The following is a 15344-nucleotide window of genomic DNA, read 5'->3' as shown; positions in this document are numbered from 1 at the left end:
ACGTCGGGGTGCTGGGCGGACTGAGTTACCGGGTCGAACATGAGCGTTCCCTCGCGCAAAAAATAGGCGCGGGAACTGTGCGGCGGATCAATCAGAAAAGAAGTCAGGCGAGTAAGCGATGGCTGTAGGATTTATCTGCAAAAACAGCAAAAGAGCTAAACGAGCAGACAAAACGCAAACGGGGCGTGAGGTTTCCCTCACGCCCCGTTTATCGGACGACACAAATGGATTTACTGCGTTGAATCTCCAGCACCCAGCTCTTTCAATTTAAGCTCGGCCAACGGGTGCCCGGCCTTGGCGGCCATTCCCCACCAGCGCGCGGCTTCGGCAGGGTCTGGCGCTTTGCTCGCGGTGCCAGCCAAGCTGATCACACCAACCTGATAGGCCGCTTTGCCATCACCCGCCAGAGCCGCCAACCGCAACAGGCGCACGCCTTCTTCACGCGCTCCCAGCCCCACACCGCGAAAGGTCAGAATGTGGCCATAGAAGCTTTGCGCGCCGACATCGCCGAGGTTGGCCATGCGTGCAAACTGACCTTCAAGCCAGCGCCACCCGCGAGGCTGGCGCACAAACCATGACCAGTGAAACAGCCTGCGAGCCAGCCAATAGCTGGCCCGCGCCTTGAGTCGTAGAAACACTCAGGCCTCCGCTGATTCCGGGTATTCATACTCGAAAACCCTGACCACTTCCGATGCATGCCAGGACGCTGCGGCAACGCCATCGGACGGCCCGGAAAACCGCCCCAGACGTTCGACACATTCAAAAAAACCGGTGCGCGGCAAACGACTCGCGCCTTGGCTGATCACCAGCGAGCTGCGCAACGGCTGTTCGGCCTTGGCATCCAGCGCGGCCAGGTGCTCAAGCGCGGCAGTCAGGGTTTGCATCGCCGGTGTCGGCAATTGCAGCCGTTCAAGCAAGGCCCGGTAGGTCAGCAGATGACGCTGTCGGCGCGCCTGGTCCAGTTCCCCGAGTAATCCGTCCCAATGTTGACGACTGATGCGTACGCTCACGATTCATCCCTCCACCCTGGCACCGTCAGCTCCCAAGCGAGGCTACGACGAATCGCGGCGTCAGGCAGACGCTCACCACTTTCGATCATGGCCAGATATGACGGGCTAATGCCTACCGTGCGGGCCAACGCCTCGATGGCGATGCCCTTCCCTTCGCGCAAACTGCGTAGTTGATCCAGACCTGGAAGAATCGGGTCCGGCGTTGCCGCGAGCGGCTCTGGAGCCTGCTGCGACGGTGCTTCTTTGATACCTGCTGCTTTTAGTAGAGCCTGATACTGAGCCCAAGGCAGAACCGCGTATTCGGGTTCGCCATCGCGTGCAATTATCTGAATATCCATGACTACCCCGTAGGACAACAACACTTAGCGAGTCGGCACTTTTCCCTAGAAGTGTAATCCTAACAGCGGCCAAGGTCGCGAGGGGTATCTATCTGTCTGCGAGCCGAATGAATCAGGGCTTTTTCGGACCCTGGAGCTGAAGTTGTTCGGGGGTATCGGGCAAGCGTTCCGCGACTGCCAGTTTTTCCGGATTCTGGCGATTGCGCCAGAGCCGGAAGGCACCGAGTTCATCATCGAGGACTTTCATCAGCCAGGCGAGGACGGCGATGTCATCGAGCATGCCGAATACCGGGATGAAATCCGGAATCGCGTCCACCGGGCTGAGAAAGTACATCAGGCCCGCGACCACTGAAACCAGAGCCTTGCCACTGATCGCCCGGTACTCTCCGCGCCAGTAGGCCAGACACAAAGCCTGAAGCAAACGCAGGTCATCCTTGAGCTTGCCGAGCCGATTGCCTTGCGCCGCGCCTTTGCTGGCCACCGCGAACAGCAAGGTCGGCAGACGGCCGCGAGCCAGCAGGCGGCCAGCCAAAGGCAGGAATCGAGCGAAATTCCACGGAGCTTTCATCTATTCCTCCCGTTGAAATGTTATCCACACAAATTGTGGATAACCTTGTGAACAGAGCTGCATTTGCGCGCTGAGAGCCCCGTTTTATAAGGGCTGCGCTCAGATCGGGCGTTTTTTACTCACATAAAAAACCCCAATATTTCATTGACTTGGCGGCTCAGGGCGTCTAGCGCGGGCAGCCTCAAAGCCTATGACTCCTCTGACCGGCGTCGGTTCGCTTTGTTTACCCTTCTCAAGGTCCAGATGCAACAACGCCCCGCATAAGCGAGGCGTTGTTGTCGAAGCCGTTACCGATTACTTGGCAGCGGCGTCTTCTTTGGCTGGATCCTTGATAGCCAGCAGTTCCAGGTCGAAGACCAGAACCGAGTTGGCCGGGATTGCCGGGCTTGGCGATTGCGCACCGTAAGCCAGATCGCTAGGGATGTACAGTTTGTACTTCTCACCAACGTGCATCAGTTGCAGACCTTCAACCCAACCCGGAATCACGCCGCTCACCGGCAGATCAATCGGGCTGCCGCGCTCGACGGAGCTGTCGAAGACGGTGCCATTGGTCAGCTTGCCAGTGTAGTGAACGGTCACTACGTCGGTAGGCTTAGGCTGTGCGCCGTCGGCTTTCTTGACCACTTCGTATTGCAGGCCGGAAGCGGTAGTAGTCACACCAGCCTTCTTGCCGTTTTCTTCGAGGAATTTCTTGCCGGCGGACGCCGACTCTTCGCTCATCTTGGCCATACGCTCTTCGGCACGCTTTTGCAGCGCGGCGAAAGCTTCGACCAGCTCTTCATCTTTCAGCTTCTGTTCTTTCTTGCCGACGGCATCTTCGATGCCCTGGGCTACCGCTTTGGAGTCCAGATCATCCATGCCTTCCTGAGCCAGGCTCTTGCCCATGTTCAGGCCGATACCGTAGGAAGCTTTTTGCGCCGGGGTTTTCAGCTCTACGCTGGTCTGCGAATCACAACCCGCAAGTACCAGGCTAACCAGGGCTACCGCCGCCGCCAACCGATGCTGTTTCATGCTATTTCCTTGTTCATGCGCCGAAAGGGCAATCGAGTAAAGCCGCGAGCTTATCAGGCCGCCACGACCAATGGCTACCGGCATGAGAGCAGGAAACTTCCGATAAGTTCAGGGATTAAAACGCATTGGGGCGCAGACACGATGAAGCTTCTGTCATCTGCCGACGACAACGACCGACTCTCCTTGCTCCAACATCTGGCCTAATGGCAACTTGCCACACAAGGTCAGGCTCAGGCATAACAGCGCAACAATTCGACAAGGATGTTTAACTTGCGCCTCTTACTCCGCGTTCTGACCCTGATCGCGCTCCTGCTGGGACTCGTCCTTGCGGTGGTTTTGTATTACGTCGCCAACCCGAAATTGCCCTTCTACACCCCGGCCCAGCAGGTGCATTACCTGAATCAGTGGACTGAGCAGGAGCGGCAGACCTATTACTTCACGCCCCAGGGCACACAGGTCAAAGGGCTGCGCTATGAATGGTTCCAGGCATTGGAGTTGCCATTCTCGCAGCAGCGCTTCGCCTCCCCTGAATACCTCGCACGCTTTGGCTTTTTGATTGATCCGCAGCAGAAAGCCACGCCAGACAACCCTGGCAACCTTCCGGTCGGTTTCGCACGACACCAGAATCCTCGCAGCTCCGAGCAATATCTGGACATAACTTGCGCGGCTTGCCACACCGGTGAACTGCGTTTCAACGGTCAGGCTGTTCGCATCGACGGCGGCACGGCACAGCATGTCCTGCCTTCCAGCGTTCCTACGTTACGCGGTGGCAGTTTCGGACAGGCATTGGTCGCCAGTCTGACCTCGACTTACTACAACCCGTGGAAATTCGAACGCTTCGCGCGAAGCGTCCTGGGCGATGACTACGACGCTCGCCACGAACAGCTGCGCAAGGATTTCAAAGCCTCGCTGGACACCTTTCTGAAAGTCGCCTGGAACGACACTCACCGCGGCCTTTACCCAACTGAGGAAGGGCCGGGCCGTACCGATGCGTTCGGGCGAATTGCCAACGCGACATTCGGCGACGCGATTTCCCCCGCCAACTATCGCGTGGCCAACGCGCCAGTGGACTACCCGCAACTGTGGGACATGTGGACGTTTGACTGGGTGCAGTGGAACGGTTCGGCGCAACAGCCGATGGCGCGCAATATTGGCGAGGCTCTGGGCGTCGGCGCGACTCTGAACTTCTTCGATGCCAACGGCCAACCGCTGCAAGGCGATGACCGCTACCCCTCCAGCGTGCGCGTGCGCGACCTGAATAAAATCGAAGAAACCCTGCAACGCCTGCAACCGCCCGCCTGGCCCGAGGAGCTGTTCGGGGCGGTCGACAAGGCGCTGGCCGCCAAGGGCCGTACGCTGTTTGCCGAAAACTGCGCCAGTTGCCACGTCCCGCGCAAGACTCAGGAGGGCGACCGCTGGGTGCAGCATTTGCACATGTTGCCCGTCGCGGTGATCGGCACCGATCCGAACGCGGCCAACAACGTTGCCAACCACCGCTTCGACCTGACAGCCCTGCAATGGAATCTGCAGGAGCTGGAAAAAATGGACGTAAAACTGCATCCGTCGCCCAAGGAACCGCTGGACCTGGGCCAGTTGTCTGTGGCCAAAGGCCTGGCGTACGTCACCGCATTCGTCGAAAACCGTGCTTATCGCGAGGCAAACGTCAGCCCTGAAGAAAAACCTCGTCTCGACGGTTTCGGTCTGCCCATCGGCGTGCGCGAAAAGGTCGCCTACAAGGCGCGCCCACTGGCTGGCGTGTGGGCCACCGCACCGTTTCTGCACAACGGCTCGGTGCCGAGCCTTTATCAGCTGCTGTCGCCACAGGATGAGCGCGCCACCACCTTCTATAAAGGCACCTTCGAATACGACCCTCGGCATCTGGGCTATCGCACCGAAGCCTTTACCAACGGCTTCCTGTTCGATACGCGGATCAGCGGCAATCGCAACAGCGGTCATGAATTCCGCGCCGGCGAACGTGGCAATGGCGTCATCGGCCGCCTGCTGCAACCTGAAGAGCGCTGGGCATTGCTGGAATACCTGAAAGTTCTCGGCGGCCCATTGGAGGCGCAATTGCCATGATCTCGACCTTCAAGAAAGAACTGCCACTGCGGGCTCGATTCTGGCTTTGGCTGGGACGTCTGCTAGGCAAAACCCTGTTGATCCTGCTCGCCATCGGCCTGCTCGGCTGGGCCATCGGCACTGCGTGGTTTGCCTGGCAGCATCGTGGCCCGGTGTCGACACTGGAGCAGATCCCGGCCGATGAGGCAGGCATGACTCAGGACGTGATCCAGACGGCTGTGCGCATCGTCGATCAACACCGTGAAGGCACGCGCTATCTTCGCGATGCTCACGCCAAGGCGCATGGTTGCGTAAAAGCTGAAGTGAAAATATTGCCGGAACTGGCTGAGTCGCTGCGACAAGGCGTGTTCAGTGAGCCGGGCAAAACCTGGCAGGCGATGATTCGCCTGTCCAACGGCAATGCCTACCCGCAGTTCGACAGCATGCGTGATGCTCGGGGTATGGCGATCAAACTGTTCGACGTTCCCGGCAAACAATTACTCGAAAACCGCCAGCATCAACATGAACAAGATTTCGTGATGTTCAGTCACCCGAACTTTTTTGTCAGCGATGTCGCCGAGTACCGTCAAAATGTGGCCGCGCAGGCTGACGGCAAAAAGGTCATGGCATTTTTCCCCGGATGGGACCCACGTACCTGGCAGATCCGGCATTTGTTTATCGCCTTGGCAACCCTGTCGCCGCCCCCCAAGAGCCCGACAGAGACTACGTATTTCTCGGTCTCGCCGTATAAATTCAGTGAAGCCAACGCCAAGTTCAGGGTGGCACCGGCCCCCGACAATTGCCCGACGTACACCCTGCCCCGGCAAAATCAGGATCTGCCGAATTTCCTGCGCAGTGCCTTGACCCAGCAGTTGTCGACGGATCGCGTCCCCGCGTGTTTTGTCTTGCAGATTCAGCGTCAGGACGCCAACCGATACATGCCCATCGAGGACACCAGCATCGAGTGGCGCGAGCGCGATGCTCCCTTCGAAACCGTGGCCCACATCACGCTGCCTCCGCAGGACTTCGACACCCCGGCGCTGAATCTCGCGTGCGACAACCTTTCTTTCAATCCGTGGTTTGGCATTGAGGCGCATCGGCCGATTGGCGGAATCAACCGCTTGCGTAAAGCAGTGTATGAGGCCGTGAGTGACTATCGACATAGCCAAAACGCCACACAATAGCGGGACAGGCAGACTAGCTCTGGCGATCGGATTTAATCCACGATGGGCTGCTCAGCGGCCCCAGCATCTGAAATCCTGAGCCTGCGGTGCAAGCCATCGGGAAATTAAGTCCCATCACCACAGGACTTGTGTCTGGCACACAAAAAGCCAAACGCCAGACAGCAAAAAGCCCGCACTAGGCGGGCTTTCTGTGGCGATCTGGCGTTCAGTGTTCCAGATTACCGAATATGGCGCAGCGGACGGGACTCGAACCCGCGACCCCCGGCGTGACAGGCCGGTATTCTAACCGACTGAACTACCGCTGCGCGAAACGCTTGAAACGAATGGTGGGTGATGACGGGATCGAACCGCCGACATTCTGCTTGTAAGGCAGACGCTCTCCCAGCTGAGCTAATCACCCTTCACTTCGTTACGGGACGCATTATGCCACAAGTTTTCGTAACGTGTTGATTTAATTGAATATTTTTTCAAATAAATCCGAAAACAGGTAAAACGACACATCCCGCGGGTACAACCTTGGAGCAGAAAAAAACCCGCCTTGGCGGGTTTTTCCGTGGTGACCTGGCGTTCAGCGTTCCAGGTTACCGAATATGGCGCAGCGGACGGGACTCGAACCCGCGACCCCCGGCGTGACAGGCCGGTATTCTAACCGACTGAACTACCGCTGCGCGTAACACATGAAACGAATGGTGGGTGATGACGGGATCGAACCGCCGACATTCTGCTTGTAAGGCAGACGCTCTCCCAGCTGAGCTAATCACCCTTCGCTTCGGTGTGGCGCGCATTCTACGGAGCGACCCCACCTCTGGCAAGCACTTTTTTAAATAATTTTCCGAGGCCTTCCAAAGGCTTAGAGAAGGGTTGGCCTATGCCACGGCGAAGACAATAATGCCCCCCTTTGTATAGAGGAGAGACTCACCCCATGTGGTTCAAAAACCTGCTTATCTATCGCCTGACCCAAGACCTGCCTGTCGATGCCGAGGCGCTGGAAACTGCACTGGCCACCAAACTGGCGCGTCCATGTGCAAGCCAGGAGTTGACCACCTACGGTTTCGTCGCGCCGTTCGGCAAAGGCGAAGATGCTCCACTGGTGCACGTCAGCGGTGATTTCCTGCTGATCTCTGCGCGTAAAGAAGAACGCATTCTGCCGGGCAGCGTCGTACGTGATGCGGTCAAGGAAAAGGTCGAAGAGATCGAAGCCGAGCAGATGCGCAAGGTCTATAAGAAGGAACGCGACCAGATCAAGGATGAAATCATCCAGGCCTTCCTGCCGCGCGCCTTCATCCGTCGTTCGTCGACCTTCGCTGCCATCGCGCCGAAACAGGGTCTGATCCTGGTCAACTCGGCCAGCCCGAAACGCGCCGAAGACCTGCTGTCGACCCTGCGTGAAGTGATCGGCACCCTGCCCGTCCGCCCGTTGACCGTGAAAATGTCGCCAACCGCGACCATGACCGAATGGGTCACCACGCAGAAAGCCGCCGACGACTTCTATGTGCTGGACGAGTGCGAACTGCGCGACACCCACGAAGACGGCGGTATCGTGCGTTGCAAGCGTCAGGACCTGACCAGCGAAGAAATCCAGCTGCATCTGAGCACCGGCAAAGTCGTTACTCAGCTGTCGCTGGCCTGGCAGGACAAGTTGTCGTTCATGCTCGACGACAAGATGACCGTCAAACGCCTGAAGTTCGAAGATCTGTTGCAGGATCAGGCGGAACAGGACGGCGGCGAAGAAGCCCTCGGCCAACTGGATGCCAGCTTTACACTGATGATGCTGACGTTCGGCGACTTCCTGCCGGCGCTGGTTGAAGCATTGGGTGGCGAAGAGACTCCGCAGGGGATCTGACCTGCCTTTTGTGTGAAAACTTAAAAGATCGCAGCCTTCGGCAGCTTCTACATCTGGAATGCATTTTCCTGTGGGAGCTGCCGGAGGCTGCGATCTTTTTGCTGGCGACGTATGCTTAGCTTCCTAACGCTTTCGCATAACAAGGAACAAGCCATGCGCGCACTGGCAGCACTCAGCCGCTTTGTCGGCAACACTTTCGCTTACTGGGTTCTGATTTTCGCCGTTGTGGCCTTCCTGCAACCTTCGTGGTTCCTCGGCCTGAAGAGCGCGATCGTGCCGTTGCTCGGGCTGGTGATGTTCGGCATGGGCCTGACCCTCAAACTCGATGACTTCGCCGCCGTCGCCCGCCAACCCTGGCGTGTGGCGCTGGGCGTGGTCGCACATTTCGTGATCATGCCGGGCATGGCGTGGTTGCTTTGCCAGATTTTTCATCTGCCACCGGAGATCGCCGTCGGCGTGATTCTGGTCGGTTGCTGCCCGAGCGGCACTTCATCCAACGTGATGACCTGGCTGGCCCGAGGTGATCTGGCGTTGTCGGTGGCCATCGCCGCCGTCACCACCCTCCTCGCCCCGCTGTTGACCCCGGCGCTGATCTGGCTGCTGGCCTCGGCGTGGTTGCCGGTGTCGTTCATGGAGCTGTTCTGGTCGATCCTGCAAGTGGTGCTGTTGCCGATCGTTCTGGGCGTGGTTGCGCAACGTTTGCTGGGCGACAAGGTTCGTCATGCGGTGGAGGTGCTGCCGCTGGTGTCGGTGGTGAGCATCGTGATCATCGTGACCGCCGTAGTGGCGGCCAGTCAGGCCAAAATCGCCGAATCCGGCGTGTTGATCATGGCGGTGGTGATGCTGCACAACAGCTTCGGCTACTTGCTGGGCTACTTCACCGGGCGTTTGTTCAACCTGCCGCTGGCGCAGCGTAAATCGCTGGCACTGGAAGTGGGCATGCAGAACTCGGGGTTGGGCGCCGCGCTGGCCAGTGCACACTTCTCGCCACTGGCGGCGGTACCAAGCGCCTTGTTCAGCGTTTGGCACAACATTTCCGGGGCGCTGCTGTCGACGTATTTCCGGCGGATGAGCGAAAAGGAAGATCGCGAAACGTTGGCACAGCAGGCGACTGACTGACCTGCGAACTTGATCCCCGGATTAATGCTCGTCAATATGTTGCGTAACGCGGGGACGACCCTGCGGCTCGATCGAGTTTTAATCTGGGGACGACCCCGTCAACCGATGGAGGTCTTTCATGTCCTGGATCATTCTGTTTTTCGCCGGCCTGTTCGAAGTCGGCTGGGCCGTCGGCCTCAAATACACCGATGGCTTCAGCCGTCCACTCCCCACCGCACTGACCATTGCAGCCATGGCCGTCAGCCTTGGCTTGCTGGGCCTTGCGATGAAGGAATTGCCGCTGGGCACGGCCTATGCGATCTGGACGGGTGTGGGTGCCGTGGGCACGGTGATTGCCGGGATCATTCTGTTTGGTGAGTCGATGGCGCTGATTCGGCTGGCCAGTGTGGCGCTGATCATTACCGGGTTGATTGGCCTTAAGGTCAGCGCTTAGGCTTCTACCGCTTTCGCGAGCAGGCTCGCTCCCACATTCAACCGCGTTCCGTCAGAGGAATACGATCAACTGTGGGAGCGAGCCTGCTCGCGAAGAGGCCCTTAAAATCGCCGACTATCTAACTGCCCCACGCAACTCTCCCACCAACCCCTGCAACTTCGCCGGCTCAGCCGCTTCCACAGCAACAGCAGAACCCGCCACCAGCGTCACCCGCGACCACAACCGCCGAAACACGCCTTTGTTCGGATCGCGACTGAAGAAACTTCCCCACAACCCCTGCAATGCCAGCGGAATCACCGGCACCGGTGTCTCTTCGAGAATCCGCGTCAGCCCGCCCTTGAACTCGTTGATCTCGCCATCGGTCGTCAACTTGCCCTCAGGGAAGATGCACACCAGTTCACCGTCCTTCAGATATTGGGCGATCCGGCTGAAGGCTTTTTCGTAGATCTGGATGTCTTCGTTGCGGCCGGCAATCGGAATCGTCCCGGCCGTGCGAAAGATAAAGTTCAGCACCGGCAGGTTGTAGATTTTGTAGTACATGACGAAGCGAATTGGCCTACGCACTGCGCCGCCAATCAGCAACGCATCGACGAACGAAACGTGATTGCACACCAGTAACGCCGCACCTTCATCCGGAATCGCGTCCAGGTTGCGATGTTCGACGCGGTACATGGAATGGCTGAGCAGCCAGATCATGAAGCGCATGCTGAACTCGGGGACGATCTTGAAGATGTAGGCATTGACGCCGATGTTGAGCAGCGACACCACGAGGAACAGTTGCGGGATCGACAGCTCGACCACACTCAGCAGCACGATCGACACGATGGCCGAAATAACCATAAACAGCGCGTTGAGAATGTTGTTGGCCGCGATCACCCGTGCCCGCTCGTTCTCGGCAGTGCGCGACTGGATCAACGCATACAGCGGCACGATGTAGAAACCACCGAAGACACCGAGGCCGAGAATGTCGAACAGCACCGCCCAGGTGTGGCCAAAACTCAGCACTTCAATCCAGCTATGGCCGGTGACGCTGTCGGGAATTCCCCCGGAATGCCACCACAGCAGCAGGCCGAACACGGTCAGACCGAACGAACCAAACGGCACCAGACCGATCTCGACTTTGCGCCCGGAAAGCTTCTCGCAGAGCATCGAACCCAGAGCAATCCCGACCGAGAATACAGTGAGGATCAAGGTGACCACGGTTTCGTCGCCGTGCATCCACTCCTTGGCGTAGGCCGGGATCTGCGTCAGATAAATCGCCCCGACAAACCAGAACCACGAGTTACCGACTATCGAGCGCGACACCGCCGGCGTCTGGCCCAAGCCCAGTTTCAGGGTGGCCCAGGACTGGCTGAAGATGTTCCAGTTCAGGCGCATATCCGGGGATGAAGCCGCCGCGCGGGGAATGCTGCGGCTGGCCAAATACCCCAGCACCGCAATGCCGACGATGGCGATCGACACCAGCGGCGCGTAGTGGGTCGACGACATGATCACACCGGCGCCGATGGTGCCGGCCAGAATCGCGAGGAACGTGCCCATCTCCACCAGACCGTTGCCGCCGACCAGCTCTTCTTCGCGCAAGGCTTGCGGCAGGATCGAATACTTCACCGGCCCGAACAGCGCCGAGTGGGTGCCCATGGCGAACAACGCCACCAGCATCAGCCACAAGTGATCGAAGAGAAAGCCGACGGATCCCACAGCCATGATGGCGATTTCCGCCAGTTTGATCAGACGGATCAACGCATCCTTGGCGAATTTCTCGCCGAACTGCCCGGCCAGCGCCGAGAACAGGAAGAACGGCAGGATAAACAGCAACGCACACAGGTTGACCCAGATCGAGCGGTCACCTTCGATGGTCAGCCGATAGAGAATGGCGAGGATCAACGACTGCTTGAACACGTTGTCGTTAAACGCGCCGAGCGACTGCGTAATGAAGAACGGCAGGAAGCGCCGGGTGCGCAGCAGGTTGAACTGTGAGGGGTGACTCATCTTCCGTGTTTCCCTGATGTTTAAGGTAGAGAGGCCTGGATACTGCTTATTGGAATGCCGATCCGCGATCCAGGCCACACCTTACCTAAACTTTTCAGGTTATTTCTTCAAACCTGCAATGCACGGCGAGACAAACAGTTCGCCGCGCCACGCTCCTTGTACGGTGCGCTTGCCAACGATCAGCCACATCACCGCCAACAATGTCACCAACACGCAGCCGACCACGCTGAAAAAGCCAAGGTTCAGCGTACTGGCGAGTTTCAGGGTCGCCAGCGAATACACGCCCAACGGGAAGGTGAAACCCCACCAGCCGAGGTTGAACGGAATGCCGTCACGCAGATAGCGAACGGTGATCAGCAACGCCATCAACATCCACCACAGCCCGAACCCCCACAGGGTGATCCCGGCCACCAGACCAAGGCCCGAAGCGATTTCGCCAACGCCCGGCAAGCCGTTGGCAGCGAAAATTGCCGGTGCTTCAGCGCCCATCAACAACATGCCCAGCGCACCGGTACCGATTGGCCCGAGTGCCAGCCAGCTCGAGGCGGCCATGTTTTCGTGGGGCAGTTTGTGCAGGGCCATGCGCAACAACAGGATGGTCAGAATGCTGAACGCCACCGGTAGGGAAAATGCCCAGAGCACGTAGCTTGTGGTCAGCACCACCAGTTGCGAGTGAGCATCGGTCAGGTGCGGCGCGAGCAGACCACCACTGGCCGCCGCGACTTCTGCTGCCACCACCGGCAACAGCCAAACGGCAGTCATCTGGTCGATGCTGTGTTCCTGACGGGTGAACATCATGTAGGGGATCAATACGCCACAGGCCAGCGACATCGCCACATCGATCCACCACAGCACTTCGGCAAGCTGAATGACGCCCTCGCCCCAACGCGGTAGCCCGAACAGCAGAAATCCGTTGATGATCGTTGCCAGGCCCATGGGAATGGTGCCGAAGAACATCGACACGGTGGAATGCCCGAAAATCCGCCGTGCCTCGTCGAAGAACAGAATCCAGCGGGCGGCGTAGGCTACGGTAAACAAGGTGAACAACAGGATGTTGAACAGCCACAGCCCTTCAGCCACGGCGTGTAAACCGGGGATCGCGACCGGCAAATTCGCCAAGGCCAGTGCCAGCACACCGGTACCCATGGTCGCAGCGAACCAGTTCGGCGTGAATTGGCGGATCACTTCGCGCGGGTGCTGAAGTTGGCTGAGCGGCTTTAAACCGGGTTTGGTGTTGTTGGGGCAAATCATCATGAAATCCTCTTCCTCTGGTGAGGTTGAGTCCATGGTAGATCCAAATCGAATATCTATATAACGGGTAATATCTCTAACTGTTATCTATTCTACAGATAAGCAGTCAAACGCTGCCTTCGCACTCGATCACCAGAATCCGCGCCACGCCCTGCGGATGGGCAACGTGTTCGGTGCCGACCGAGGCGTAAAAGATGTCACCGACTTCGAGCATCACTCGCTCTTCTTCACCATTTTCGCGATAGCGCATCTGCACCTGCCCATCGAGTACCACGAACACTTCCTCACCGTCGTTGACGTGCCATTTATACGGCTGATCAGTCCAGTGCAGGCGCGTGGTGATGCCGTTCATATTGGCGATGTCCAGGGCCCCCCAGGCACGCTCGGCGGTGAAGGTTTTGCTGCGAATAATCTTCATGGGTCGATCCGTTGGCAGAATGGCTGCGCAAGGCTAACCGAAAGCGCGGTGGTTATGGAGCGCCGCACACCTTGGCCGGTCGAGCCCGCAGACTGAGCAAAAGCGCCGCCACTGCCAGCACGATCAGCACCGCGCCATACACATCGGTCGTCGCGAGCAGCCCCAGGCGATGGGTGAAATGCCCTGCCAATAGCGCCGGCAAGCAAAACGCCAGATAACTCAGCACATAAAACGCCGACATCAACCCGGCCCGCTCATGGGGCAAGGCCAGCGGTACGAGGCTGCGCACCGCGCCGAGAAATCCGGCACCGAAACCACAACCGGCCACCAGTGTGCCGAGGAAGAACAGCGACAGGCTGGCGCTGTGCACACCGAGCAGGATCAACACCAGCCCAATCGGCAGCAGACTTGCGCCCAACTGCAAAGCGCGCGTGGCAGGACGATTGCGCAGGATGAAGATCATCAGTGCCCCGGTCACGGTCAATGCCGCTACGGTGGCGCCGCCAATCAGGTTGGACGTGGAGCCTGTGGCGGTGCGCACCAGCGACGGTGCGAGCGATGCGTAAAAACCACCGAGCGCCCAGGTCGCGGTATTCAGTGGCAGGACCCGCCACAGCGTTGCGCGGGCCTGAACCGGCACATGCAGTGTCGGCCGCAACGATGCCCATGCGCCCGCTTGGGGGGACACGCTTTCGGGCAGCCGCCAGACATACAGTGCCTGCCCCACAAACAGCGCGAGCAGTAACCAATAGGTCAGTTGCAACGGCGCCGGCGCGAACTCCGCCAACAAGCCACAGCCCATGCCGCCCAGCGCCATGCCCAGCAATGGCGCGACGCTGTTGATCAACGGCCCTTGCTGACGGTCAATGTCGAGCAATGTCGCGCTGAGGACCGCAGTCGCCATACCGGTGGCGAAGCCTTGCAGCACGCGCGCGCTGATCAACCACGTCACGCTGTAGGCGCTGATGAACAGCAACATCGCCAGTGCGTTGAGCAACACGGCGGTGAAGATCACCGGTTTGCGTCCCAGATGATCGGAGAGCGAACCGACGGTTAATAGCGCCGCCAACAGACTCAGAGCGTAGACGCCGAAAATCAGGGTCAGCACCGCTGCCGAGAAGTGCAGTTGATCCTGATAAAGGTGGTACAGCGGTGTCGGCGCGGTGGAAGCGGCGAGAAAACTGAGTAACGTGATCGCCAGAAACCACAGGCTGGGACGGTTGGACGCTAATCGGGACTGGGGGTTAATCATATGCACACTCCGCAAAAGCTAATTTTTTGCTTTTGCGGAGTGTGCTACCGCTCAATGCTTAAAGCAAATTCTTTGTGTTAAGGTCTGACGCATGGCTATTAAAGAAGGTTTACGCCCCGGCGGTCGCAGTGCCCGGGTGCAAGAGTCGATACATTCGGCAGTCCGCGCACTGCTGCAAGAGCAGGAGCGCTCGACCGTGACCGTCCCGCAGATTGCGGCGCGTGCGGGCGTTACGCCGTCGACGATCTATCGGCGCTGGGGCGATCTGGCGGCGTTGCTGGCCGACGTTGCCCTCGCCCGCATGCGCCCCGACAGCGAGCCCGCGGAAACCGGCAGCCTGCGCAGCGACATCCGCGCATGGGCCGAGCAATATCTCGACGAGATGAGCTCCGAGCCTGGGCGCAACATGATGCGCGACGTGCAGGCGAGCGCCACACCGGGGTATTGCGTGGCGATCATCGGGGCGCAGTTGCAGACCATTATCGAGCGCCATCCCGATGAGGCGGCGCCCAGTGTCGATCGGTTGATCAATCAGGTCGTGGCGCCGGTCGTGTTCCGGATTCTGTTTTCAGCGGCGGCGCTGGAGGTGGATGAATTGCATCGACTGATTGATATCGCGTTGCAGCAGGACTAACGCCATCGCTTGCAAGCCAGCTCCCACAAGATCTGTGGAGTTCACAAATTTTGTGTTCACTGAAGATCCCTGTGGGAGCTGGCTTGCCAGCGATGAGGCCTTGGCAGTCACCGCAGAACCGCCCGGTTCCATTCCTGCGACACCCCGCCACGCCACGACCTTGGTCGACACTGACTAACCGCCGCGCGCATGCGAGACTGTCCGCCCGGGCAGGAGTGCCGGGGAGTCTTTAGTCG

15 protein-coding genes and 4 tRNA genes are annotated in these 15344 nt (G+C 58.9%); 6 read left to right on the top strand and 13 right to left on the bottom strand.

What is annotated here, in order from left to right; genetic code table 11:
- Positions 1–230 precede the first annotated feature (230 nt).
- From AB4P97_RS04105 to AB4P97_RS04085, 5 genes are all read right to left on the bottom strand, one after another.
- A complete protein-coding gene (locus AB4P97_RS04105; protein ID WP_047300331.1) occupies positions 231–638 on the bottom strand; it encodes a sel1 repeat family protein in 408 nt (135 codons plus the stop codon).
- Positions 639–1010, bottom strand: a complete 372-nt coding sequence (locus AB4P97_RS04100) for a hypothetical protein (protein ID WP_003223109.1) — start codon at positions 1008–1010, stop codon at positions 639–641. It abuts the gene before it with no gap.
- A complete protein-coding gene (locus AB4P97_RS04095; RefSeq protein WP_042558400.1) occupies positions 1007–1348 on the bottom strand; it encodes a helix-turn-helix transcriptional regulator in 342 nt (113 codons plus the stop codon). Before AB4P97_RS04095 ends, AB4P97_RS04100 begins: the two co-directional genes overlap by 4 nt.
- 112 nt (positions 1349–1460) lie before the next feature.
- Complete coding sequence (locus AB4P97_RS04090; RefSeq protein WP_042558399.1) at positions 1461–1916, bottom strand: YkvA family protein; 456 nt, start codon at positions 1914–1916, stop codon at positions 1461–1463.
- A gap of 294 nt (positions 1917–2210) precedes the next feature.
- A complete protein-coding gene (locus AB4P97_RS04085) occupies positions 2211–2927 on the bottom strand; it encodes an FKBP-type peptidyl-prolyl cis-trans isomerase (protein WP_042558398.1) in 717 nt (238 codons plus the stop codon).
- A gap of 270 nt (positions 2928–3197) precedes the next feature.
- Between AB4P97_RS04085 and AB4P97_RS04080 the strand changes: the two genes are divergently transcribed.
- Both AB4P97_RS04080 and AB4P97_RS04075 read left to right on the top strand, forming a co-directional pair.
- Positions 3198–5006 carry a di-heme-cytochrome C peroxidase gene (locus AB4P97_RS04080; RefSeq protein ID WP_042558397.1) on the top strand — a complete coding sequence of 603 codons (1809 nt, stop codon included), beginning with the start codon at positions 3198–3200 and terminating at the stop codon, positions 5004–5006.
- A complete protein-coding gene (locus AB4P97_RS04075; protein WP_042558396.1) occupies positions 5003–6169 on the top strand; it encodes a catalase family protein in 1167 nt (388 codons plus the stop codon). Before AB4P97_RS04080 ends, AB4P97_RS04075 begins: the two co-directional genes overlap by 4 nt.
- Positions 6170–6397: 228 nt before the next feature.
- On the opposite strand, the gene AB4P97_RS04070 is transcribed toward AB4P97_RS04075, so the two are convergent.
- From AB4P97_RS04070 to AB4P97_RS04055, 4 genes are all read right to left on the bottom strand, one after another.
- Positions 6398–6474, bottom strand: a tRNA-Asp gene (locus AB4P97_RS04070).
- 19 nt (positions 6475–6493) lie between these two features.
- Positions 6494–6569: transfer RNA gene (locus AB4P97_RS04065), tRNA-Val, on the bottom strand.
- Between the two features lie 191 nt (positions 6570–6760).
- Positions 6761–6837 (bottom strand) — tRNA-Asp (locus tag AB4P97_RS04060).
- A 19-nt stretch (positions 6838–6856) separates the two neighbouring features.
- Positions 6857–6932 (bottom strand) — tRNA-Val (locus AB4P97_RS04055).
- Positions 6933–7091: 159 nt separating this feature from the next.
- Between AB4P97_RS04055 and rdgC the strand changes: the two genes are divergently transcribed.
- From rdgC to sugE, 3 genes are all read left to right on the top strand, one after another.
- A complete protein-coding gene (rdgC, locus tag AB4P97_RS04050; protein ID WP_042558339.1) occupies positions 7092–8012 on the top strand; it encodes a recombination-associated protein RdgC in 921 nt (306 codons plus the stop codon).
- Positions 8013–8165: 153 nt separating this feature from the next.
- Positions 8166–9131, top strand: coding sequence for a bile acid:sodium symporter family protein (locus AB4P97_RS04045; protein WP_042558338.1), 966 nt, complete (start codon positions 8166–8168; stop codon positions 9129–9131).
- A gap of 118 nt (positions 9132–9249) precedes the next feature.
- Positions 9250–9564 carry a quaternary ammonium compound efflux SMR transporter SugE gene (gene sugE / locus AB4P97_RS04040; RefSeq protein ID WP_042558337.1) on the top strand — a complete coding sequence of 105 codons (315 nt, stop codon included), beginning with the start codon at positions 9250–9252 and terminating at the stop codon, positions 9562–9564.
- A 114-nt stretch (positions 9565–9678) separates the two neighbouring features.
- Here sugE and AB4P97_RS04035 read toward each other — a convergent pair whose 3' ends face one another.
- The 4 genes from AB4P97_RS04035 to AB4P97_RS04020 form a co-directional block, all read right to left on the bottom strand.
- A complete protein-coding gene (locus tag AB4P97_RS04035) occupies positions 9679–11553 on the bottom strand; it encodes an MFS transporter (protein WP_042558336.1) in 1875 nt (624 codons plus the stop codon).
- Between the two features lie 99 nt (positions 11554–11652).
- Entirely contained in the window at positions 11653–12804 is a 1152-nt protein-coding gene (locus tag AB4P97_RS04030; protein ID WP_042561995.1) for a TDT family transporter, read from the bottom strand.
- 106 nt (positions 12805–12910) lie between these two features.
- Positions 12911–13222 (bottom strand): cupin domain-containing protein, encoded by a 312-nt coding sequence (locus AB4P97_RS04025; protein ID WP_042558335.1) that lies wholly within the window; start codon positions 13220–13222, stop codon positions 12911–12913.
- Between the two features lie 52 nt (positions 13223–13274).
- Positions 13275–14474, bottom strand: a complete 1200-nt coding sequence (locus tag AB4P97_RS04020) for an MFS transporter (protein ID WP_395602091.1) — start codon at positions 14472–14474, stop codon at positions 13275–13277.
- A gap of 91 nt (positions 14475–14565) precedes the next feature.
- Between AB4P97_RS04020 and AB4P97_RS04015 the strand changes: the two genes are divergently transcribed.
- Positions 14566–15108: a TetR/AcrR family transcriptional regulator gene (locus AB4P97_RS04015; protein ID WP_042558333.1), complete on the top strand. Its 543-nt coding sequence runs from the start codon at positions 14566–14568 to the stop codon at positions 15106–15108.
- The last annotated feature ends 236 nt before the right edge of the window (positions 15109–15344 follow it).

Source organism: Pseudomonas sp. A1230, from assembly GCF_044218825.1.
Taxonomy (GTDB): Bacteria; Pseudomonadota; Gammaproteobacteria; order Pseudomonadales; family Pseudomonadaceae; genus Aquipseudomonas; species Aquipseudomonas iridis.
This window is presented reverse-complemented; position numbering and strand designations above follow the sequence as displayed.

Bases quoted from the DNA above. Each gene is read 5' to 3' on its own strand.
- AB4P97_RS04025 (WP_042558335.1), bottom strand. From the start codon at position 13,222: ATGAAGATTATTCGCAGCAAAACCTTCACCGCCGAGCGTGCCTGGGGG.
- AB4P97_RS04075 (WP_042558396.1), top strand. From the start codon at position 5,003: ATGATCTCGACCTTCAAGAAAGAACTGCCACTGCGGGCTCGATTCTGG.
- AB4P97_RS04095 (WP_042558400.1), bottom strand. From the start codon at position 1,348: ATGGATATTCAGATAATTGCACGCGATGGCGAACCCGAATACGCGGTT.
- sugE (WP_042558337.1), top strand. From the start codon at position 9,250: ATGTCCTGGATCATTCTGTTTTTCGCCGGCCTGTTCGAAGTCGGCTGG.
- AB4P97_RS04090 (WP_042558399.1), bottom strand. From the start codon at position 1,916: ATGAAAGCTCCGTGGAATTTCGCTCGATTCCTGCCTTTGGCTGGCCGC.
- AB4P97_RS04030 (WP_042561995.1), bottom strand. From the start codon at position 12,804: ATGATTTGCCCCAACAACACCAAACCCGGTTTAAAGCCGCTCAGCCAA.
- rdgC (WP_042558339.1), top strand. From the start codon at position 7,092: ATGTGGTTCAAAAACCTGCTTATCTATCGCCTGACCCAAGACCTGCCT.
- AB4P97_RS04085 (WP_042558398.1), bottom strand. From the start codon at position 2,927: ATGAAACAGCATCGGTTGGCGGCGGCGGTAGCCCTGGTTAGCCTGGTA.
- AB4P97_RS04045 (WP_042558338.1), top strand. From the start codon at position 8,166: ATGCGCGCACTGGCAGCACTCAGCCGCTTTGTCGGCAACACTTTCGCT.
- AB4P97_RS04020 (WP_395602091.1), bottom strand. From the start codon at position 14,474: ATGATTAACCCCCAGTCCCGATTAGCGTCCAACCGTCCCAGCCTGTGG.
- AB4P97_RS04035 (WP_042558336.1), bottom strand. From the start codon at position 11,553: ATGAGTCACCCCTCACAGTTCAACCTGCTGCGCACCCGGCGCTTCCTG.
- AB4P97_RS04015 (WP_042558333.1), top strand. From the start codon at position 14,566: ATGGCTATTAAAGAAGGTTTACGCCCCGGCGGTCGCAGTGCCCGGGTG.